Annotated in this window: 24 protein-coding genes and 1 tRNA gene; 2 read left to right on the forward strand and 23 right to left on the reverse strand. The window is 36.2% G+C overall.

Annotated features, from left to right (window positions below):
- Window positions 1–279: 279 nt before the first annotated feature.
- From E0H80_RS16285 to E0H80_RS16375, 19 genes are all read right to left on the reverse strand, one after another.
- On the reverse strand, window positions 280–537 hold the full coding sequence (locus E0H80_RS16285; protein WP_131367458.1) for a hypothetical protein: 258 nt from the start codon (window positions 535–537) through the stop codon (window positions 280–282).
- Window positions 538–720: 183 nt separating this feature from the next.
- Entirely contained in the window at window positions 721–1,020 is a 300-nt protein-coding gene (locus E0H80_RS16290) for a hypothetical protein (protein ID WP_131367460.1), read from the reverse strand.
- A gap of 74 nt (window positions 1,021–1,094) precedes the next feature.
- Complete coding sequence (locus E0H80_RS16295; protein ID WP_131367462.1) at window positions 1,095–2,156, reverse strand: hypothetical protein; 1,062 nt, start codon at window positions 2,154–2,156, stop codon at window positions 1,095–1,097.
- 224 nt (window positions 2,157–2,380) lie between these two features.
- On the reverse strand, window positions 2,381–3,658 hold the full coding sequence (locus E0H80_RS16300) for a hypothetical protein (RefSeq protein ID WP_131367464.1): 1,278 nt from the start codon (window positions 3,656–3,658) through the stop codon (window positions 2,381–2,383).
- 15 nt (window positions 3,659–3,673) lie between these two features.
- Window positions 3,674–6,097 carry a phage tail tip lysozyme gene (locus E0H80_RS16305; RefSeq protein WP_131367466.1) on the reverse strand — a complete coding sequence of 808 codons (2,424 nt, stop codon included), beginning with the start codon at window positions 6,095–6,097 and terminating at the stop codon, window positions 3,674–3,676.
- A gap of 12 nt (window positions 6,098–6,109) precedes the next feature.
- On the reverse strand, window positions 6,110–8,152 hold the full coding sequence (locus tag E0H80_RS16310) for a hypothetical protein (protein WP_131367468.1): 2,043 nt from the start codon (window positions 8,150–8,152) through the stop codon (window positions 6,110–6,112).
- A 3-nt stretch (window positions 8,153–8,155) separates the two neighbouring features.
- Window positions 8,156–8,686: a hypothetical protein gene (locus E0H80_RS16315; protein WP_131367470.1), complete on the reverse strand. Its 531-nt coding sequence runs from the start codon at window positions 8,684–8,686 to the stop codon at window positions 8,156–8,158.
- Window positions 8,687–8,758: 72 nt separating this feature from the next.
- Window positions 8,759–9,022, reverse strand: a complete 264-nt coding sequence (locus tag E0H80_RS16955) for a GNAT family N-acetyltransferase (RefSeq protein ID WP_228260019.1) — start codon at window positions 9,020–9,022, stop codon at window positions 8,759–8,761.
- Window positions 8,997–9,221: a hypothetical protein gene (locus E0H80_RS16960; protein WP_228260020.1), complete on the reverse strand. Its 225-nt coding sequence runs from the start codon at window positions 9,219–9,221 to the stop codon at window positions 8,997–8,999. The genes E0H80_RS16955 and E0H80_RS16960 overlap by 26 nt, the downstream gene beginning before the upstream one ends.
- Window positions 9,209–9,955 (reverse strand): hypothetical protein, encoded by a 747-nt coding sequence (locus E0H80_RS16725; RefSeq protein WP_213073412.1) that lies wholly within the window; start codon window positions 9,953–9,955, stop codon window positions 9,209–9,211. Before E0H80_RS16725 ends, E0H80_RS16960 begins: the two co-directional genes overlap by 13 nt.
- A gap of 35 nt (window positions 9,956–9,990) precedes the next feature.
- The gene (locus E0H80_RS16330; RefSeq protein WP_228260021.1) at window positions 9,991–11,922 is read right to left on the reverse strand and encodes a hypothetical protein; all 1,932 of its coding nucleotides are present in this window, start codon (window positions 11,920–11,922) and stop codon (window positions 9,991–9,993) included.
- Window positions 11,923–12,122: 200 nt separating this feature from the next.
- Entirely contained in the window at window positions 12,123–12,686 is a 564-nt protein-coding gene (locus E0H80_RS16335; RefSeq protein WP_131367474.1) for a hypothetical protein, read from the reverse strand.
- A 119-nt stretch (window positions 12,687–12,805) separates the two neighbouring features.
- Complete coding sequence (locus E0H80_RS17030; RefSeq protein WP_131367476.1) at window positions 12,806–13,066, reverse strand: phage capsid protein; 261 nt, start codon at window positions 13,064–13,066, stop codon at window positions 12,806–12,808.
- Window positions 13,050–13,685, reverse strand: coding sequence for a phage capsid protein (locus E0H80_RS16345; RefSeq protein WP_131367479.1), 636 nt, complete (start codon window positions 13,683–13,685; stop codon window positions 13,050–13,052). Before E0H80_RS16345 ends, E0H80_RS17030 begins: the two co-directional genes overlap by 17 nt.
- 227 nt (window positions 13,686–13,912) lie before the next feature.
- Window positions 13,913–13,988 (reverse strand) — tRNA-Gly (locus E0H80_RS16350).
- A 27-nt stretch (window positions 13,989–14,015) separates the two neighbouring features.
- Window positions 14,016–14,795: a hypothetical protein gene (locus E0H80_RS16355; protein WP_131367482.1), complete on the reverse strand. Its 780-nt coding sequence runs from the start codon at window positions 14,793–14,795 to the stop codon at window positions 14,016–14,018.
- A gap of 607 nt (window positions 14,796–15,402) precedes the next feature.
- On the reverse strand, window positions 15,403–16,647 hold the full coding sequence (locus tag E0H80_RS16365; protein ID WP_131367487.1) for a portal protein: 1,245 nt from the start codon (window positions 16,645–16,647) through the stop codon (window positions 15,403–15,405).
- 1 nt (window position 16,648) lies between these two features.
- The gene (locus E0H80_RS17035; protein ID WP_131367490.1) at window positions 16,649–17,086 is read right to left on the reverse strand and encodes a portal protein; all 438 of its coding nucleotides are present in this window, start codon (window positions 17,084–17,086) and stop codon (window positions 16,649–16,651) included.
- Window positions 17,087–17,089: 3 nt separating this feature from the next.
- A complete protein-coding gene (locus tag E0H80_RS16375) occupies window positions 17,090–17,284 on the reverse strand; it encodes a hypothetical protein (protein ID WP_131272006.1) in 195 nt (64 codons plus the stop codon).
- A gap of 748 nt (window positions 17,285–18,032) precedes the next feature.
- Here E0H80_RS16375 and E0H80_RS16380 point away from each other — a divergent pair.
- A complete protein-coding gene (locus E0H80_RS16380; protein ID WP_131367493.1) occupies window positions 18,033–18,398 on the forward strand; it encodes a hypothetical protein in 366 nt (121 codons plus the stop codon).
- A gap of 244 nt (window positions 18,399–18,642) precedes the next feature.
- Here the strand turns inward: E0H80_RS16380 and E0H80_RS16730 are convergent, their stop codons facing one another.
- Complete coding sequence (locus E0H80_RS16730) at window positions 18,643–18,903, reverse strand: hypothetical protein (protein WP_228260022.1); 261 nt, start codon at window positions 18,901–18,903, stop codon at window positions 18,643–18,645.
- 153 nt (window positions 18,904–19,056) lie between these two features.
- Between E0H80_RS16730 and E0H80_RS17040 the strand changes: the two genes are divergently transcribed.
- Complete coding sequence (locus tag E0H80_RS17040; protein WP_265937234.1) at window positions 19,057–19,182, forward strand: hypothetical protein; 126 nt, start codon at window positions 19,057–19,059, stop codon at window positions 19,180–19,182.
- A gap of 28 nt (window positions 19,183–19,210) precedes the next feature.
- Here the strand turns inward: E0H80_RS17040 and E0H80_RS16390 are convergent, their stop codons facing one another.
- From E0H80_RS16390 to E0H80_RS16400, 3 genes are all read right to left on the reverse strand, one after another.
- Complete coding sequence (locus E0H80_RS16390) at window positions 19,211–19,525, reverse strand: helix-turn-helix domain-containing protein (RefSeq protein ID WP_131367496.1); 315 nt, start codon at window positions 19,523–19,525, stop codon at window positions 19,211–19,213.
- Window positions 19,506–19,829, reverse strand: a complete 324-nt coding sequence (locus tag E0H80_RS16395) for a transcriptional regulator (RefSeq protein WP_131367500.1) — start codon at window positions 19,827–19,829, stop codon at window positions 19,506–19,508. The genes E0H80_RS16390 and E0H80_RS16395 overlap by 20 nt, the downstream gene beginning before the upstream one ends.
- 84 nt (window positions 19,830–19,913) lie before the next feature.
- A complete protein-coding gene (locus E0H80_RS16400) occupies window positions 19,914–20,213 on the reverse strand; it encodes a hypothetical protein (protein ID WP_131367502.1) in 300 nt (99 codons plus the stop codon).
- Window positions 20,214–20,514 lie beyond the last annotated feature (301 nt).

Below are 20,514 nucleotides of genomic sequence, written 5' to 3' on the forward strand. Positions count from 1 at the left end.
ATAGAGGATGCTTCTCTAATACATGTTTAGTTCCGTTAGAACATTTATAAGCATCGGCATCTGTAGCCCCTTGATGAAGGATAATGTCATCTGCATCTTTATAGAGTCGGTAAGCGTTATATACATCTAAGATTGTGGACTTTGAATGACCACGAGGAAGCATTAAAAGATTTAAGCCCTTGAGGTTATCAAGCCATTCACATACATCTAAATGAAAGTCGGGAACATGCCATCCGTTGTACATGCGCCCACACTAAATAGAACTCTACAAAGACAGCTTTATTCGCTTTCTTTGCCATCTTGTTTAGATACCTTCTTACGTTTACCGAGTTCTTTACGGACTGAAGATAGTAGTTTCTCTGCTTCAGCTTCTTTTTGTTTTTCTTGATCTTCAGTTGTTTCTGTCGCTTGATTCGCTTTAGCTGTAAGTAGTTGTTCGATACGTGCTGCTATAGCAAGTGTTTGATTGGCTGATTTATATAACCAAAATGCATCACCTCTTCCGCACTTTTGTTTCTTTGTCTTGATTGTTTGCACGTTCTACAAGGTCCACTGTGTCAAGGATTGATATCTCTTGGATACGGATTAACTCGTCCTTATATTCTTCTATTTTGCCCATATTTATAGTCTTATAATTAGTTATATTTATAGTTGTATTTATTGTGTTGTTAAAAGGCTAGATTTACTAGCCAACATGTTGTGGAATAATTGTATTATTGTTTATGATGATCTAATTAAAGTAGTCTTAGCTACTTCTTTCAACTGTTCATTAAGAATATTTCCATGATTAAAATCAATATAAAAGATGCTTTCTAATCCTTCTATTTCTTGTTTTATTCGTTCTTCGTATGAAAATTTCTGGGTATCATGCTTGTAACGAATAAGTTCAGCTTTTATTAATGTTCTAGTGTCTTCAGATATGTTTGGTTTTACCTCCTTATATATAAGTAATGACGTACATAGTTTAACTGAGCCATCCTTGTTAATAGGATAAAAAGGAGTAAATTTTTCATCTGTCATTTGATTGCCTATACATTATCTAATATTAATTAAAATGAATATCACTATAGATAATGATATTCAATACTTTACTATTATTCTTTACTTGATATGTCAGGCATACGGATCTCTTCATTATCCATAGACCACCAAAAACCGTTACCGTACTTTTCAAGTCTACGTTGTTTCTTCTCACGGTAGCCTTCATCGAACATTTCCTGCATCTCTGCAATGACGATTCGATCAAAGATAAGTCTTGTATACCATACGTTTTGAAAAGGAATATTTGATTTAAGGGTATTGATTGCTTCAGCCCCATAACTTGATTCTCGATCATCTAAGAACTGTTGTCCTGCACCACTTACCATCGTACCTACATTGATTACGTCTTTAAGGGCAGCAGGGATAACGAAGTCTTTTAGACTTCTGTCTGTTGGATCTGCACTTGCTGAAACTGCATCTGCTAAGAATGAAGCTGCACCACCTTTTACAATAGATTTAAGGAAGAAGTCCATAGTTGTCGGATCTTCTAAATCCTTACCTTGAGTCAGGTTTTGAATCTGAGCAACGATACTTCCCATTACAGTTGTATAAGCAAATAGTTTAGCCAGGTACACAAATTTAGCTTGTGGCGTTGGTTGAGCCATTGCTCTTGTCCATTGACGAGTGACAATAGCTAAAGGGAACTGCTTGAATTGAAAGAAGAATCTGCTTAATTCGTTCCCTGCTGTACCACGTTCACGACCTAAGCCCATCATGGCAACTTCACGACTACCCACCTCTAAAACCGCAGCATTAGTCTCTGTATAAACATGATTCATGAATTTATTGGCTAATTGTTCTTTTAGTTTGAAAGCATTGTCTGCTAGAGATTCTGCTGTATGTCCTGCTCGTTCAAAACCAAAGTGATCTAGGATTGCATCATCTGACATCTTAAATATGTCTTGATTGGTAATAAGCTTTTCTCCTGTTGGAGCTTCAGTTCTCGTTACAAGTTGAAGAGCATTCCAATCTGACTCTTTGATACCACCACCTTCAAGCATGTGTTGATCTTTAGGTCCAAGTTCAGTCCATTTTTTATTGGTATTGAGATTAGAAATATGGTGCATAAGACTTACACCAAAGGCACGTTTAGCTGAAGCTGTAATATGATTCAAACCAGTTGCTTTAATTACTGCATTGGCTATTTTACGTGTACCAGTATTGGCTTTAGCAAGTTTAGTTGAAGCTGAAGCGATATCATCATCCCCGAAACCTTACAAGAGCTGAAGTCATTTCCCTTACACCGAGTCCGATAGAGATAGCAAAATCTCTATTTTCTTTGTTGAATAGAAGCTTCATTTCATTACCTAAGATACTGGTATAAGCAACGCCATTCATTTCAGCAGCCAGTTTCATTGTGGCAAAATCTGATAGTGCTGTAATACTTGCTGATCCGCATTTTTGTGGATACGGCCCAAGATCTTAGGATACCGCCTACTTGAGCTAAATTAGAGTCAATAGGAAGTGCTTGTCCTGCAAGTTCATTATAGTGTCGATTTATTAGAGCTGCTTGTTTTTGAAGTTTACGATGCTTGTCATAGAACTTAGGATCTTGCATGGCTTTGTTTAAAAGTTCATGTCCTAGTTGCTTGACCATTTTTTCAGGATTTGAGCCGAAGGTTTGCATTAAGCCAATCTCTGTACTCATCCTACGAATGTGATTTGAAAGCAAGTCATGAAAATTTACTTCGCCTAGCTCTTCCTGATATTTCAACCAAGAGTCTGCATCCTTGAAATGCACAGAACGATGATGTTGATGTAGGTTTTGCATATTAAAGCCTACAGGTAAGTCTGTTTCTGATTGGACCAAGTGAGCCTGTACTAAAGCTTTATTATGCCCTTCACTCGCAATTGTGTTGTAAACAGCCCTTAATACATCTGCTACTTCTGTTTCAGACATTAAAGAACCATTTTCATGACGATATTTACTACGATCAGTTAAAGGTAATGTGTACTTTACCCATTCATCTTGACCTTTAGAAATGACTTTATAGTGACTGTGAGACTGAGGAAGTCCGTAGTTAGCCAGCTTTTTAATGTCCCCACCATAGCGATTATAATGAACACGAAGAGACTCTAAAGTATCTGTAACTGACTTAGCCAATTTAGCTATTTCAGCATCTCCTGAAGGCTTACCGAATATTTCTTTAACCAGTGATTTAACTTTGTCACCATCTAATAAGAATCCCATTGTCTTTTGTGTATCACTGAAGACTTGAGCCAGTCCTTGCATGTAGCGGACCTCTACAGCCTGAATATTATGCTCTACCGATTGGATACCACTTTGATCAGTGTGCATTACCAGTTTTCGATTCATCGCTTCTAATGGATTAAGTTTAGGATGGTTTGTCAGTTCTTTAACTAGGTTTTCACGGATCTCTAAATCATTAACCAGGTTAGTGACTTCTTTAATATGTTGGTCGGTATAGTTTTGAATAGCACGATCTGCAATCGCTTCAGCTCTCTCTTCATCTGACATACTCTTCCAGGCTTTAATATCTTCAGCAGGAAGTTCACGGCTTGCTTTAATAAACTGTTGTTCTAAAAGTTCAGCTTCTTGATCAGATAATTTGCGTCCTAACGCACCTTCAACGGCTGTTTTACATTGGTCTTTCATAGTCTCTCTTATTATTTATACTGCTTGTTTCAATGCACACTTGGCGAGTGTACTCATTGCTTGAGCCATCATTTGAATGTTGTCTTGTTCTCGTTGTAGCTTCTGTTGCCACTGTTGAGCTGTTAAATCTTCACCAGTCTTTTTACTTGAAATGACGAGATTAGGATTGTCTTTAAGTTTGGTAATTGCTTCTTGTCCTTTAGGGATCTGAGATAGATAACCGAATGAACGATCTTCAAAGATACGATCTAAAGCAGTTTCTAGTTCTTTATTGCCTTTGTGGTCCTTAAAGTCACTCTTATTTGAGCGTCCTACGTGAATGAAATCAGTTTTGTGTGTTGTATGATTAACCACACGCTTTACGTACGAGCCTCTATATTGCATCTCTTGAACTGTATGTCCGTTCTCATCCTTATAAGTTCGGGTAAATTGATCATGATATTTCTTGTCTTCAAAACGCTGTGTCTTCGTCCATTCAATCGCAATTGAAGGATCAGGTTTAAACTCTTTGGTAGGATCGTTAAGACTATTCTTAACTTGAACACCATCGGCAGTATGAGGAATCTTTGCTTTCTCTGTTGATGTAGTAAAGCTTTCTACAATCTTCTCAAGTTCTTTTACCAGGACAGGATCTATCTTTTCTTCATAGCCTTTTAATAAGTCTCCAAAATCATCTGCAAGATAGGATGTATGGTCTGCTGAAGCTGTTGTTATGTCGGCAAAGGGATCTTCTGCTACTGTATGACGAGCTGTAAAAGCATCTAAATCTGCTTTACCAATAAAATCAGTGGTCAGATCTGGAAAAGTATCTAGGTCTGTACGTTGTACTGTTGATTCATAAGCTGATTCAGGTCGAATAGGAGCAACTTCTGCTACTTCAGATACACGATCAAATGTACTATGACTAGGCTCACCATCTACCATATTAGAGTAGGTGTTAGCTTTAGTTTCATGTGACTGCCAATCAAAAGCTTTACCACTTTTAAGAACACTTTGTCCTCTAGCCCATCCAATAATTGTACCTTTACCCCCTAATGCTGCTCTTGCTTCATCGTTGGTAATGGTCTTCTTATTAAGGAAGGACTGTTTCCATTTTGGATTAGCTTCAATCTCTTTTCTCAGGAAGGCAAACTGTTCTGTTAAAGACTCATTGGTACGTTTAAATGTTCCATTGGCATTTACTAATCCTTTAGATCTCATATGAGCTTCTAAGGCTATAGCTCTATTACCTTGCCAACTAAAGATACCGCCATTCCTTTTATGATTAGCAGCGTCAGTATGAAATCCGAACATCGCGTCTATATTAAAATCGTTCTCTCTTCCAAGCTCTCCTGTTAAAGCCTTAGCCTGTGATAGGCTGAACCCTGCTTGTTGTGCTGCTTCATATGTGTCTTTAACACGTACATTTTGATCTTTACTGACTTCAGCTTTAATATTAAATGTAGATATTGAAGTTTTAATACTTGTATTTTTAGGTGTATTAATAATTTTATTATTCGTTGTGTTTTTATTTTTAATATAGTTTTTAACATCATCTAAAGTCTTGAGCTGTCCACCTGTAACTTCTGAGATATTAACCTTCTCACCTTTCATTACCTGATCTATAGCTTGATTTAGATTAGCTTCATGTTGAAGCATATCTCCTGCTGTTTCAGGTTGAGTTGGGATACTTGATCTGTCTGCATTTGCAATTGCCTGATCTACTGCATCGTATGTTGCTGCTTCAGCCTGTTCAATCTCAGCTTGGGTTTTAGTTGGATCTGTACGCATACGACCTAAAGCCCAAAATGCAGAACCTAAACCTAAGTTAGTCAGAATCATTGTAGGATCAGTTGCCATGTCCTTGTACATTTCCCCGACTTTGGCATGTCCATTATTTTCAAGAATTGCACCTTGTCCATATTGAAGAACTTGCCCTGCTAGAGTTGTACCGCCTACTGTTGCTGCATAGTCAATCAAACCACTTTTAAATACATTCGACATTGGAACAAAAGTTAAGGCAGCCATAGATACACCACCAATATTCGATACCGTATCTGCTGTATCTTGATCTACTCCAAATTGTTGAGTCAGTCTTGAATGTTCTGAAGCTCTTGTACTTAAACCTACGGAAGTTGCGACCCCAGCACCACCTAAAGGAGCTGTAACGGCTGCTGCTGAAAGAACCTCAGTTACACCTGAAACTACATGCCCTGCTGTACCTTGATGAGTCGGTTTAATCTGACGATCAATATTGGCTAAACCTTTGTCTGCTGCTTCATCACCTATAAATGGTCTCGTTCCTGCATTGACTAAGTTAAATAAGCCTTTCTCAGCTCCATAGACAAAACTTGTACCTATATCTACTGTTAGACTTGGTTTATACGTTTTGGCATTCGTTGTTTTGGATTGATTTAATACCTCATCCTGTTCTGTAAATTCGCCTGTTAATAAGCCCATTTCGTTCCTTTATTATTTTGTTATATTGACCATATATGCTTTTTTAGTCTTTGGATTGATGTATCTCGAACCATCGGGATTCCTGAACCAATACCAACCATAAGCTTTAGGTACTTGTTCGATTGCATGTTCTTTTAAGAAACTTCTAGGGATTACTTCACCTGTTTCTTTAAAAAAGTTACCAATAACTTTATGTTCTAGTTGGTCCGCAAATTGAGTCTCAGATACGCCATAAGGTCTATAAACCGTCTGGGTATTTGTTCCTAATTTTTGATGGTATGTGCCACCTGTTGCAAGTTCAAAAGCATCTTTAGCCAGGTCCTTGTTAATAATTGGATTACCTTTTTCATCTGTTCTTATGCCTCTGTCTTTTGCTAGTCCAAGATAAATTGAATAGGCAATGTTTTGATAAGCGACACGTTCAGGTGAACTGACTGCTGATGTATTTCCAAAGTGTTGAGAAATACCAAGTATGAATTGTTTAGGATCTCCCAAGACTACATGTTGTCCTTGAGTGATAATTTGCTTGCCTTCTAAAGCAAGGTTAGCTGCTTTTAACTTTGTACCAGGTACATAGACATCTAATTTTTTAAGTTGTGCGATGCCGACATAATCATTAACCGTTCTTTCACCACCAATCAAAGCCATATACTCAGATCTAGCCTGTCTACCTACTGCTGTTTTGGTGTCTGCTAAATTATTGAGTTCAGAAAGCATTTGAGCCTGTTTTTCAGGAGTTGCTGTATGGTACTTGTCGATGAAAGCTTTACGTTCTGATGTATTCCATTGAATTAAACTGCCGACTCCACCATTCGCTTCTTTCTGTTTAGCTAGAATCTCTGTAGTGATGTGTGACTTTTTAAAATCAATCTTTCCTGTTCCAATTTCTTCAGGTTTAACCGTTTGAAGTTGTGTACCTGTTTGAGACTGGATCTGAGCGATTGGATCATCTTTAGATCGTTGTTTTGATGTATTGGCAATGGCTTGATACATGCTTAATTGTTTTTGAAGTAATGAAGCGTCTTCTTGTGGAGTGTTTTCAAGTTGTGAGGTTAAGCGTGTGATCTCTCGTTCCTGTTCAATAGGCGACTTATCTCTGAACTGCTGAGCATCTTTATTTAATGCCAGGTCTTCTCTGACTTGAGCTTCATATTCTGTACCTCTGACTTTATTTAATACTGCTTCAACTCGTTCAGGTACAATCGGATAACCAGTGTAAGCGTCAGTTCTAAAATCTGTAGCGACTTGCTTAATCTCTCTTAAAGCCTGGTCCTGTTCAACCTTTAAACCTTTATTAATACGTTCAATTGTACTTTGAATATTGTTTTTAAAAGCGTCTCTTGTCTCCATTTTAAGATGAGGAAGAACAGTATCAATATTGTCATGAAGCTGTTGAAGCCCATCAATATCTTTAGTTGTTTCCAATGCATTAAGAGCTGTCTTGCCATCTGATAAATCTCTACGTTCATTCCATTGTTGCGGAGCAAGTTTTCTTTGTTCAGGTGTTAGTACAGGATTACGTTCAAGGGTATTCTTGAATAAGGCAAAGCCCTGTTCACGATTCTCAATCTTGAGTGTTGCTTCTGTTACCTCTTCAAAGTCAGTATTAATGGCTTTGCGTTCCACTTCATAAGCAAGTGGTTTGATATTCGTTTCTGATTCTAAGAATACCTTTTCTGAATAGTAGTTAAATTTTTCGTGTTTAGTTTCAGGAAGGGTTTGTCTGTAATTCTCGTTTAACTCATCTGTACGTTGTCTGAGATGTGCCTTAGCACTGAGTTCATTAAACTCTCCTGTAGCAATACGCTGTTTGGTATCAGTGACGACATCGGTATATTCAGCACCATATTTAGCTGCTTGAGTGCTGAAGAAATATTCATCTTTTTCATCTTGAATCTTCTGCTCTTCATTAAGCTGTTTAACTGCTACCTGTTGTCCAACTTGTCCTAACTGCCCTGCTGCTTGAGCGACTTGTCCTGCACCAGTATCTAAGACTCGTCCAGGTTGAGCTTGTGGCATGACATTGCCAAAGTTACCTAATGGGATGGTCGCCATAAATTAAGCCCACCCTGATTGTTGTTGTTTGAGTCTGCTTGTATCCATCGTTAAAGAATTAGATTGGATATTCGAGATTGATTGAGTAGATGTACTGTTGCTGAAAGCATTCTTAGGTGCATTACCATAAGCTGATAAAGCTGTTGAACCTACATTTAATGCTCCACTTACTGTTGCGTTATGCGCTTGTAGATTCTGATTCTTAGCATCTGTTTGATACTGTGCTGATTGGTTTTTAGCATTGAAAAACGTGGTCCATGCATCCTTACTTGAGTTGGTACTAATATCATCTTCAATTGTATCAACTACTGTATTGTCTGCATTTAGATCTAATCCATTTGCAGCCATTTGTGCCTGTGCTGCTGAAGCCTGTTTATTACCAAGCTCTTTTATACGTTCTGCTTCTACCCTGCCTTGTGACTCTGCATTCTTGGCATTCTGTTCTGATTGTTTTGATTGAGCTTTAGATGATTGACGAGCTGAATATGCTGAATAAGCTGTTCCTGCTACTGCTAAAGCTGTGGAAGCCCACATTGCAATTGCTGCTGCTCCGAGCTGCTGCCATTGTATTTAACCTCTTATAATTAATTATATTTATAGTTGTATTTATACTGCCATTTCTAAGAATGAACCTGTATGGGTAAAGCCCATCTTTTCATAGAAACGTACTGTCTTTTCTGTCTGTAGTCCTGTAGCTGTGCCACATTGAATCCAGGTTGCCCCTGCTTCTTTAGCCCATTCAATAAAAGCTTTAATCAATAGATAAGCTGTCCTGCTTCCTCTATTTTCAGGTCTAACAAATAAACAATAGTCAAAAGCCATTAAGCTGTCTGCTTGCCACTCTTCAGTTAATCCGCCCCATAAAGCCACCGAGGATCTTATCTTCATCATCTTTAACAATGAGTACACAGCCTTGGGAAGGATATAAAACAAGGGTTTGTAGTTGAGTTTTTACCTTATTGATATTGATCGGTCTTTGTTTGTAATTCGGGGATTCATTCCAAAACTGAACTGCTATTTCTAACAGTTCAGGTATATCGTTTATTTTTGCTTGTTCTACTGTGTACATTCTTCCTCTTTATAATTTTTCTTCATAATCAGTGTGACAAACCACAAGAAGAATCTTGTTGGTTCATGTTCTTGTGCTGGTAACTTTTCTAAATCAACAGTTAAAGAAACATCTGTTGCCTGATAAAAGCCCCAATTAATAAATTCTTGAGGTACATTTTTCTTTTTATTACCAAGAAACTTCCAAACTTTACGATCATATGATATTTCTTCTTTTGAGTAATCAGTTGACTCTCCAAAAATTGTCGCGAAGCCTATCGACTCATAATCCAAATCAAATTCTTTAGTAGTTATCGCCTCCTCTGGAAGGTAATCTTCTAAAGTATTAATTAAATGTTGATTCAGACTAGTAATAATATGTACTAAGTGATCTAACCTCTTTCTATTAATTTTACCCAAGATATATAAAGTAAAGGCTCTTCCGATCATTTGACTTTGTTTTTCAATATAAGTCTGTTCCAATATTTTAAATATCTCTACACCTAACCGCAGATTATCAGGATTTTTTTCAAAAAATTGATTTACTTCTTCTTGATTTAAATCGGCTGTTTCAAGAAATGTTCTAACTTGCATGTAATAGAGAGCATCATTAGTTAATTTTGTATAACTCGTTATCTCACCTGCTATATTTTTTAAAGCACTTCCCAGCCCAAAAGAAATACTATCGGCTGCTGCTAGCCCTGTATTTTTACCCACTATAGTTGCAATTTTTTTTAAAAGGTGAACTTTACTCATTCTTTTAACTCATTAATTATTCAGGTTAAATTATACTACCTATCATTAAAGTTATGTTCCATTACTACAGCCGTTATATGAAATGGTAATGGCTCGTCTTGTTCAATGGTTAGCTTGAAGTTATCAAAATCATTCCATCCGTTCATCTCTACTCTCTTAGATCCTGTATAGGGTTTGGGAGCTTCAAAGACATTCTCTGTAAATTGCTTCAGTTCAATCATCTCACCGTTTACTTTAGGATTGATCGTTTCATATAGGTATAGATTGATATGATTGATCTTAAATAAAGCAGGACTGGATGTTGCAGGACTACCCTGTATTTCAGGTGGAAATAAACTAATTCGCGCTGTGAACTTGCGTCCTATATAGATATGACCTACTGACATTTCACAATCAATAGTTAAGGTATTGCCTTCTCTGTTTAAGATCGGAAGACTGTAAATACTCTGTCCATCATTAAAGTAAGCTGCTATCTCATCACCTAAGATACTGATTAAAGGATCTTGTACGATGCAAGGTTTATTGTGTTGAACAGGTACTTTAATTACCGAGTCTAATAACAAGCCTTCTTTGAGCTGTTCCAATTGAATTGTTCCATTTCGATTGACCAGGAAATAAAGCCTGTCTGCTCCTGAGACTGAAGGAAGCGTCAATGTACTTAATGCCTGACCACCTATGTTGTGTTGACTCCATGAGTTCACAGACTGTTCACGGTTAAGGGTAAGACTTGAGATAGTTCCATCATTCATTACGAACCATACAATTGAGTCAGGCTCTTGCTGATAGGTGACTTCTTTGAATCCACCGTGATCTTTAGCAATGTGACTTGCCAATACAGTGAGTTCATTTGATACCAGTGAATCAACACTGTAATCATAAATTAATGATCTTAATCGCTCTCCACTTTTCTGAACAAAGAGTAATTCTGAACCGACTTTAATAGGTCTGATGTTTTCTGTAATACCATATGCTGTTGATTCAACAATATTGGCATTGGTAGGACTTAGAGTTGCTGCTGCACTAATTGATTGTTCTGAACCGCCTGTAAATACCACCACACCACGACTTTGAGCGAGATGTAATACATTGCTCAATTGGTCTGAACTTGCTGATACAGTGAAGCTGTCACCATCTGAAATAGTAGGCAGAAAGTTAGTTACGTCCCCTACTCTGCTAAACCATACATAATTGGGATAGCTAGTTGTGCCACCTAATACCAGTCTTTGCTGAAAAATGGCAATTGCCTTCGGATAGCCTAAGTTTGATGTAAAGATGTCTTGCTTGAAGGTCCAACTTCCACTTATTGCTTCAATATCAGTGGTCAGCTTTAAAAGAATCTCCCCTCTCACTTCTGACTTACTGATGAACTCATCTATACGAATGATACCTTCATTGACGAAGGCAAATTTATTTACATCATTCTCTGTAAATGTGTCTGCTTGACTGACTACTGTCATTTCCCAATTAGGATCAGGTACATGTATCGTTCCTGCTTCCCCTATTGGTTCTTCACTTCCTGACGTTGGTGCTTTGCCTTGAGTAATTCGTATGGCTTTGAAGTATTGCTTTACGTTATTGAGTACGTACCAACAAATATCGCCAATTAAATAGCGTTTGGTATTGTCGTATGTCTCATAGACTGATGCAGTTAATGTTGCTTTCTTACCTACTGATTTCTCTGAAGGTTTAACTGCACTTGATGGAGTATCTATCTCTTCAAGTGGAGGTACAGCATATTGAAAGTCATCTATGGACCAGTTAGTTAAGTCTTCTGATGTACGTAACCACTTCAACGGATGCTTTGGATGAGCGATATAGAATTGATGTCTGTTTTGACAATAGTTCAGTTCTGAAATATCTGCTGCTGTATATGAAGTTGTTAGGGATTTAATGAATCCCCCTTCAGGATCTAAAATATCTATCTGATTAGGTTTGAATACCAGAATAAAAGCTTGTGAATGACTCAAGGTAAATGGAAGGATTCTGACTGCATCTGCTGTTTGAGCTATGGCTTGTGTACCACCACGTTTACGGATACCACCTTCAATAATAGGTAGTACGTTAAATGCTTCTTTTAATCCGTTCTTATACTGCTGTAGGTCTGTTCTGAGCCATATCTTTTTCGATAGCTCACCGAGAAGTGAAGTTATTCTTTATAAGGTTTATCTTAGCCATATCTGCTCGTAATAATTGAATAGTCTGATTCTTTAAAGAACTGTTGACTAGGGATCTCTTGGCTCTGTACTGCTTTGGCTTGTTTTAATAGTTCTTGGCATTGCATATATAAGCTATCTGAATTGCCTTGATTGCCTGTAATGGCTTTACTGATCTTTGATGCTAGGTATAAAACTAGGCATTCAGTAAATAAGGTATCAAAGGATTCTTCTTTCTTGTTATCGAATACATAAACTAAATTTAAGGTTTGTTGGTCTGATAAAAGTTTGTCTGTTTCTACTGAATAGTCTTCAGTATTTGCATTGATGATTCTGATTAGATCATCGGGTAACTGGAATTGATTGCTATAACCAAATTCAGGTTTGGTTGATAAAGGTGTGAGCTTGATGCGCTTGGTTGCACATACAAATGGATGGAGTCTTAACAAGGCTTTACGTGATGTGTCATAGACTGTTCTCATGCGTCTTGCTGTACTTGTATTCTCTTCAAAACTTGTAATTGAATCTGCTCCAATTAAGCTAAGAGCTTGATTGCATATATCTACTTTTGTAGTCATGTAGCGTCCTTAGTTATTGTTATATTTCAAATAAGAAAAGCCCCCTACCCTATTCAGATAGAGAGCTTCTCTTATTTATAGTTGTTTATTTACAATTATAAATAGTTGTATTTTTAGTCTTATATTTTAAATTTGAAAGCGATTACTTTCTTCTCGTCAGTACGGATAGCACCTAAAGATTCTATGTGACCAATTGAGTGAAAACGGTTAGCTGTCTCTACTTCTACAATCTTCAATGGAGAGATTGTATTGATACCAATTTGTACTGCATCTTTGGTATAGGCTACCCCTGTAGCTGATAAACCATCTAATGCTTTAATGCCGTTGTAATAGGTCCATTTGAAACCAAGAAAGTCGTTTACTTCACCACGTTGAAGCATTTGTCCGTGCAAGGAAGTCTGAGCTTGTAAGCGTAGTATCAGCCAAAATTGCGTTAAGCATCGTTGAATCATAAGTAATGTAGATTTCATCTTCTACATCGTTAGAAAGCATTTTAGTACGAATGTCGATTAACAGTTTTTTAGTTAATGGAGCTGCTACATCACCTAATACTTGAGTTGCAGGAAGAGCTACAGCAGTAAATGTATCTGCACCGGTCTCTTTACGTTGAGCTGTACCTAACAAAGCGTTGTAGATTACTTTGTCTACTTTGCGGTTGTATTTAGCATGTAAGCGTTTTAAAAGTTCATCATTAGGATCTGCTTTTAATTTATAGAGGTCTTGTATTGCTGTACGTGTGAAGTTGGAGAAGTCACTCATTACTGCATAACGTGATGCAAATGAAGCGTCTGTGTATTGTGTAGTACCAAAGCGATCTACAGTACCTAAGCCATCACCTAATGAACCTAGTTCGTTGACGGTCCAACCAGTACCTTTTACTGAGCCAATATTATTTACTGTTGATAATAGTTTTGATTCTTTCTGCTCAAGAAGAGCTAAATATGTGTCAGCATATTGTTTTACAAATACGCTATCAATAGTGTCGTATGAAGTTGCCATAATTTTATTATGTCCTTAATTATTATTTATTTTTATAGTTTTATTAATAAGATTATTTATAGTTGTATTTATAGTCTTATTTTTAGTGTGTTTTTTGTAGAGCGAGTTGTTGTTTCAGTTGTCTTCAGTTGAAGGCTGATAAGAGATTGATACAGGTCTATGCTCTACACATAAGGACGTTGTATGGCTTAAAGTTTTATCTAACCGCCACGTTAGGAACTATTCATTGGAGCGAAAAATGGGAGTTGAACCCACATCTGCAAAGTCGGAAATCTTGCCACTCTACCATTAAGCTATTCTCGCAATTGCCGTACTGAAACGGCTTTATTCTTATTTGCGTCTTAGGCTGTTGTAGTGTTGATCAATACGTTCTTTAGTCGCTTTATTTTCAGGATGACGAGGATTAAAGAACGCTTCACTACGCATCAATGATTGGATGTCTTCTGATACTGGTGTACCGATGTTGATAGGTTTGTCTTCAGTAATTTGTGAACCAAAGTAAGCAGCCATCTTAATGAATGCTACGTTATTACCAATCAAGGGATCGTTGATCTGATCTTGTGAAATGCCACATGCTTTAGCTGCTTTAACTGCATTAAAGATGTTTGATTCATAGTCTTTACCCCATTCAGATTGAAGCGTCTCTACGGTTGTATCTGTATCTAAAGCTGATGATGTTGATACCAGGTCTACAGCTCTGGATTCATACTCACTTAATAGAAAGTCCATTTGTTTATTAGTAATGCCATGAGCATGAGCTGATTTAAGAAAGACTTTGTTTCCTTCGTCTTGTTTAAACTCATCAAAGCTGAATCCTTCACGTTCAGTTGTATATTCATCTTCTGTTTTAGGAGGTATATCCCCAGTGCCTACACGCTTCTCTAAACCGATATACGACTCTGAAAGCTTTGCTATTGTTGCTTTGTAGTCTACTGTTCCAGTGGATTCATCCATTACTTTAAATTTATCAGGAATAGTTGTATCTATCGTTGGATTAATAGTTGTACTTAATACTGTATTATTCGTTGTATTCTCTTTAACTGTTTCTACTGTTTCTACTGTTTCTACTGTTTCTACTGTGTCTACTGTTTGTTCAATGTTATCTGTCATTTAATTCTCTTTTTTTTATTGTTATACTTTGGCCCTAATCAATACTAACTATTAAAATGAATATAAAATATTTTTTAGAAGCTGTAGGCCTATTAGTTTTATTATTTTTTTGCTCTATATTCCTTGGAGTACTCATGGTAGGTATTTTTTCACCACTAATTGGAGCTGTTAGCCTGGGCCTTTTTTTGTCTTTAGGACTTTTTTGGATTGGCTATATTAATACCAAGACAGGTTTTGAATACAAATATAAAAACTCTTTAATGCTACATCTGATTTTAAGTCTCGTCCTATTTTTAGTTTTCATATATTTCTCACCTTCTGAATTGAGAGATAATATAACGAGTACTCTAAATTTTTTTGTTTTTCTTGAAATTGGATCTGTTATTTATTACTTCAAAAGCCGTAAAAAATTAACAATCTAATTCATAGTCTGATTTCAGCTTCTTTAAGTCGGGCTAGGATAAAGTTGATTACATCACCTTGACCTAAGTTGAAGCTCGTTTGATATTGGTTGTCTTTATCGAATGCTAGTTTAGTATGGAATAGATTGATCAGTTCATCCAATACTTCTAATCCTTCCCCACTGCTAAATACTCGTTGGTATTTATTACTGTTCAAAAATTCCTCCTAGCTGTTCAGGGGTTAAGTTTTTGGCTTGATCTTTTGCTATCTCTAAACCTGTAGAACCGACTTGAGACATCAAAGCTTGTTGCTGTTGTTGCTCTTGCATTGCTGCTTGTTGTTCTTGTTTGGTCTGTCTGAGCTGTGCAATCTCTTCTTGTGTACGTATGACATCTGTTGGAACATTCAGTCCTTCACCGATAATCTGTACGGCATGATCAAGATTGATGTTGTCCATAATCGTAGGATCTATCTGAGCCATCTGTCCGACATTCATCATTAAGTTTTGAATGGCTGTTACACCTTCTAATCTCTGAGCTGCTGCCATTGGATTGATGAATTGGAAGTTGATCCTTGAAGCTTGCATAAGCTCTTCAGGTGCAGGATTAAGTAATCCACTTCTAAGGGATAAACCCCATACACGATCCAATAAGGCTTGTAAGTATTCTGATGTTAATCTTGAAAATACACTACCTAATTGGCTTCTATAGACGTTTACTCTTGCTGATATTTCAGTTGCGGTTAACGGTGAGCTACCATTGGGCGTTAGTTGATCAGACATTAAGGTACGTTTGATCTTGGCTTGTACGTGCTGTAAGTAATCAAGTCCTAAGCCTACTGTTGCTGATCCAGTATCTAAGCGTTTAATACTGTCTACTGTGTTTGCTTGGATGATAGCGTTTGGTCTGATACGTAATGTTGCAGGATTAATGACACCATCATTCGCTGATATCCATAGACCACCTAGATTAAGTTCTACTGCTTGTAGTGACATCTTCATGATCTGATTCGCTGTGATAGCGTCAGGTAAGGCTAGAGCCATGATACCGATACCATAGTGCGAACTAGGTAGCTTCTTAAAGCGACTCACAATACAAGGGAACTCTTCATAGCCACTTTCTTTTAGAACATGCTTACTATTTGATTCAATCGTAACTGAAGCAAAGGGCATACTCTTCGCTACTCGTTGTCCTGTTTCACCTTTAACCAGGTCTTTAGAACGAGGGTAGATGGCATGGACCAATGTAAATTTCGTGTCAGGCTTCTTGTCATAAGCTGTTTTAACTTTGTCTGATACTTTATCTAGGGTAAATTCCGAAACGAGTTGTTCTGCTGTTAGCTCAAATTCCCTGTACACCGTATCAATTAAGCCATGAGCTTGTGTTGATGAGATATAAGTAGATCCAATCTGCCAGTTCTCAAAAACTAATCCACCTTTTTCTTTATCTATGTCAGCGTAAAGTACAGCCCATCCGAGCGACGACTAAATCTGATAAGAAGTCAGAAGCAATACTGTCAAAATTACTTGAATGAATATTTCTGAACATAAAGTCTGTGACTTCTTCTAACCACTTTTCACCTTCTGTTAATTGAATAGGTGAGCCGAGTCCTGAAGGTAATGCTTGAAACCATTTAGATGTTGGATTCGTTGTACCACTGTAAATACTTGAAGTCAGGAGTTGGATTGATTCACAAGCTGTACTGTCAAAGAGTTCGGCTCTTGCTTGTTTACGTTCTTGTTCAAGTCCACTGTTGGTTGAGTCTTGAAAGCTTTGTTGTCTTTCAGGACAGCCATATTTGTAAGCTTGTTTCCAAGAGTTTTCAAAAGGTAATCGTTCCGCTTTTAACTGACATAATCGCTTTAACAATGCTGTTGCTTGTGCGTTCAATCGTTAAGTTCCTGTATTTGTTTTAGGTGCTGATAGAGCTGTTGATGCTGTGCTTACTAAACTTCCCAATGCTGTGCTTTTCTTCTGTTTACGTTTAGAAGCATTAGATTCATTGGTTTCTTTCTGAGCCAGTTCAGTCGCTTTACGTTCAATCTCTTCAGCACTTTCTTGTTGAACGATCTTAGGTTTACTACCCATTTTGTTATTCCTATGGTTATTGTTATTAATATTTATTGATGATGCAAAATGCGTGTGCGTGTATGTACGCACATAGGTATATAGATAACTTTCAATTTCACACTGTTAAGTATTAGCAAATGATTTCATCTTGTCGTGCGTGTGATACTGACCTTGCTTTGTCACTCTGCTATTTTCATTGCTAGTTATTTAAAGTCTATTCGTGACAATTCATTGTCAGTTGTAGTTATTCATAATCGAATAAGTGTTTAAGAAGCGCAGAAGATCTATGCAGTCTAGGTTTTAGTTATTGTTGTACTGTAGTCGCTGTGTCTGTTGATGCTTAAATGTATGAATAGGCTCTTTTTTATTAAAGTAATATAGGTTGTTATTATTATTTATAGTTTTAATTATATAATGAATTATAGTTGTATAAATAGTTGTAAAGAAATAAACCAAACTAGAAAGAGAAAAACTAGATTGACTTAGAAAGAGGATCTTATAGCCTACCTAGATAAGCTATGAGTAATTGTTTTGATAAAGGAAATATATAAATGACGCTTAGATAATAATTGTATTCAGCCTAAGCTACTGAATATAATGAGAACTATATCACAATTTAGTATAATTGTCAAGCACTAAACACAACATATAGTATGTATATATAAATTTAACCACTATATATAGTTATTTCAATAATCCACACTTGACTTTTAGAATCTATAACCGTATTAGTATATATATTTTTTGTTAAAGGAAATTGTACAGTATGTCAATTTTATCATGGGATGATTTTGAAGATCCCTATGAAAGTATTGCTAAGTTACAAGAAGAAATGGAAAAACCATTTCAAAAAATGTTTGCTCGTCTTAAGAAAATAAATTTCTTAAGAAGATTTCTTAAGATGCTAGGACAGCCTTATGCAACTATGCATTTAAAGATCAAAGAAATTCGTCAGTACATTAACCGCTACCTATTTATTTTCCTTAGAGAAGAATATTCTCCAAAAACAGAAAAAGCTTCTTTAGTTTTTAATAGATTAGCTTTCAAACAACAACAAAAAATTTCACCTAATATTTTATTTATAACAACACGTAATTTCTCCATTCAAAAAAACCTCTCTATTTCTGCTTAAAAGGCAATTCTCAATGACCCAACTGCATTTAACTCTGCACGTTTGGGAATAATCATTACTGTTATCTCTCATTCGTGCAGCCAATAAAATTCTATTCGGAATTATAAAAATGGCTAAGCGAAATAAAAATCGAAAGCTAAAGAACAGTAATGAGAGAAAATCGCAAAAACCTAAAGAAGCTAAACCTGTACCTTATGAATATAAGATAGAAAAGCTTAAATTTTATTCAACTGCCATAACCGTACTAGGAAGCGTCATTGATAAAATTTTTAAATTCTTCAGTTAGGTTTAGATAACATTCTGTTTTAGATCCATTAAAAGGGATTGATGGGGTATATTGAAATTGCTCCATCTCTCTCTTGTATTTTACTTCCATATCGTATGTCTCTTCGGCTGAAGCAGGGAGTTCTAGTAATATTTCCCAAGAATAAGGCATTGCCTTTACTGAGCCATATCTGGTTAAAATATGGTTAACCGTGATACCGCAGCTTGAAGAACTCTTCATCCTTATCGTAGCAACGTAGTACATAGAAGATAGGTTGTCCTCCATTCTTAATAGCTTGGTCCAGGAAAGAAGCTTTCTTGCATCCTTTAATTTTCATTTGTTATTCTTCTTTTTTAATCGTTATATTAATTGTTTGATATGAGTGAAACTTTGATGACTGAAGATGAAGAGCTTATAAAATTAGCAGAACAAGCAAAAAATGATGCGACAATTAGCATTACAATTGATGAGTTAAGAGCTTTAGTTCAAGCTAATTTAGATAAAGAGAAGACAAAATAATAGCCCTCATTGAGAACTATATCGTGATTTAAACTAGGCTTTCTTTTACAAACTTAGGATCAGCTATAAACAATCGAATGAGTGATGTTGCTGCTCCTGATGGTCTTCTAGCACCTTGTTCCCAAGATTCAAGTGTACGTCTTGATACACCAAGAATCTTAGCAAACTGATCTTGTGTTAGTTCTGCTTTTCTACGTGCTAATGCTACATCTGTTTCAGTAATTACAGTTCTTTTTGCAGCATTATTTGCAAGCATATCATCTATACCTTGCAAGATTTCAGCTTCAATATCTCTTGTTGCTTCAAAAGCTTCGAGTTCTTTTTCAGTCATTAAACGAGTCATTTAATTTCTCCACTAACGCTAAAAGAGTTTTCTTACTAAGCTGTACAGTTTGCTTTTTACTATACAAGGTTAATAACCAAATCTCTCCATTTACTAAACGATTAAAGTAGATGACTCTGACACCACCACTTTTACCACGACCACCGCTAGTCCATCTAATTTTACGGATACCACCAGAGTTAGGCTCTACATCTCCTGCTTCAGGATTTAGTGCTAAGAATGTCTTAAATTCTTCGTATTCTTCCTGAGTCCAATAAACAAGACAGTATTTAGTAAATAATGGGGTTTCACATATTGTATACATTGCTTGTATTCATACTACCTTGTAGTAAATAATTATATACTACTATGTGGTAGTTTCAATCAGTATTTTATCTTAGTAAGACGTTTACATTGTTTTTATCTTAGTAAGGCGTTTAGGCTTTTTTATAATAACTGTACTAGAAGAGGAAAGAGGTATGTTTTGGATGATCTCATTTGCTTCTAGGGTGTTGCTAATACCATCTTTATGAAGTTGAATAGAGAACTGTTCAGGGTGTTTAAAGTAGTCATCAACGAGCTTATATGGTGTTACAGGGCTATTGATAATAATGTCTAGTTTTGTTGTATCGGAATATTGATTGTTCATTGTGTGGTATGTGACATAAACCAAGGCTTCGCCTTGATAGATTTTATGGATTGAATACATTATTTATTCTCTTTTCTTTATTATTTTAGTTGTTATTTAATGTGATATATCTATAACAAACAGTTATAGAAAACAGTTATAGAAAACAGTTATAGAAAACAGTTATAGAAAACAGTTATAGAAAACAGTTATAGAAAACAGTTATAGAAAACAGTTATAGAAAACAGTTATAGAAAACAGTTATAGAAAACAGTTAATACATTAACATTTTTTATATAATTTGTCAACCTGTATAACTTTTAGTTATAAGAATACAGATACTACATAGGCTATTTAGTAAGCAGATAATTTGATTAAGATA

Source organism: Acinetobacter sp. ANC 4779 (assembly GCF_004331055.1).
Lineage (GTDB): Bacteria > Pseudomonadota > Gammaproteobacteria > Pseudomonadales > Moraxellaceae > Acinetobacter.

Excerpts from the sequence above, each read along its gene's own strand:
- E0H80_RS16390 (WP_131367496.1), bottom strand. The coding sequence starts at position 19,525 with ATGACTCGTTTAATGACTGAAAAAGAACTCGAAGCTTTTGAAGCAACA.
- E0H80_RS16395 (WP_131367500.1), bottom strand. The coding sequence starts at position 19,829 with ATGTATACAATATGTGAAACCCCATTATTTACTAAATACTGTCTTGTT.
- E0H80_RS16345 (WP_131367479.1), bottom strand. The coding sequence starts at position 13,685 with ATGGCAACTTCATACGACACTATTGATAGCGTATTTGTAAAACAATAT.
- E0H80_RS16725 (WP_213073412.1), bottom strand. The coding sequence starts at position 9,955 with ATGAGTAAAGTTCACCTTTTAAAAAAAATTGCAACTATAGTGGGTAAA.
- E0H80_RS17030 (WP_131367476.1), bottom strand. The coding sequence starts at position 13,066 with ATGCTTCAACGTGGTGAAGTAAACGACTTTCTTGGTTTCAAATGGACC.
- E0H80_RS16335 (WP_131367474.1), bottom strand. The coding sequence starts at position 12,686 with ATGACTACAAAAGTAGATATATGCAATCAAGCTCTTAGCTTAATTGGA.
- E0H80_RS16290 (WP_131367460.1), bottom strand. The coding sequence starts at position 1,020 with ATGACAGATGAAAAATTTACTCCTTTTTATCCTATTAACAAGGATGGC.
- E0H80_RS16380 (WP_131367493.1), top strand. The coding sequence starts at position 18,033 with ATGTCAATTTTATCATGGGATGATTTTGAAGATCCCTATGAAAGTATT.
- E0H80_RS16305 (WP_131367466.1), bottom strand. The coding sequence starts at position 6,097 with ATGGGCTTATTAACAGGCGAATTTACAGAACAGGATGAGGTATTAAAT.
- E0H80_RS16315 (WP_131367470.1), bottom strand. The coding sequence starts at position 8,686 with ATGTGGGCTTCCACAGCTTTAGCAGTAGCAGGAACAGCTTATTCAGCA.
- E0H80_RS16730 (WP_228260022.1), bottom strand. The coding sequence starts at position 18,903 with ATGAAGAGTTCTTCAAGCTGCGGTATCACGGTTAACCATATTTTAACC.
- E0H80_RS17040 (WP_265937234.1), top strand. The coding sequence starts at position 19,057 with ATGACTGAAGATGAAGAGCTTATAAAATTAGCAGAACAAGCAAAAAAT.
- E0H80_RS16300 (WP_131367464.1), bottom strand. The coding sequence starts at position 3,658 with ATGAAAGACCAATGTAAAACAGCCGTTGAAGGTGCGTTAGGACGCAAA.
- E0H80_RS16355 (WP_131367482.1), bottom strand. The coding sequence starts at position 14,795 with ATGACAGATAACATTGAACAAACAGTAGACACAGTAGAAACAGTAGAA.
- E0H80_RS16960 (WP_228260020.1), bottom strand. The coding sequence starts at position 9,221 with ATGTACACAGTAGAACAAGCAAAAATAAACGATATACCTGAACTGTTA.
- E0H80_RS16375 (WP_131272006.1), bottom strand. The coding sequence starts at position 17,284 with ATGGGTAGTAAACCTAAGATCGTTCAACAAGAAAGTGCTGAAGAGATT.
- E0H80_RS16310 (WP_131367468.1), bottom strand. The coding sequence starts at position 8,152 with ATGGCGACCATCCCATTAGGTAACTTTGGCAATGTCATGCCACAAGCT.
- E0H80_RS16400 (WP_131367502.1), bottom strand. The coding sequence starts at position 20,213 with ATGTATTCAATCCATAAAATCTATCAAGGCGAAGCCTTGGTTTATGTC.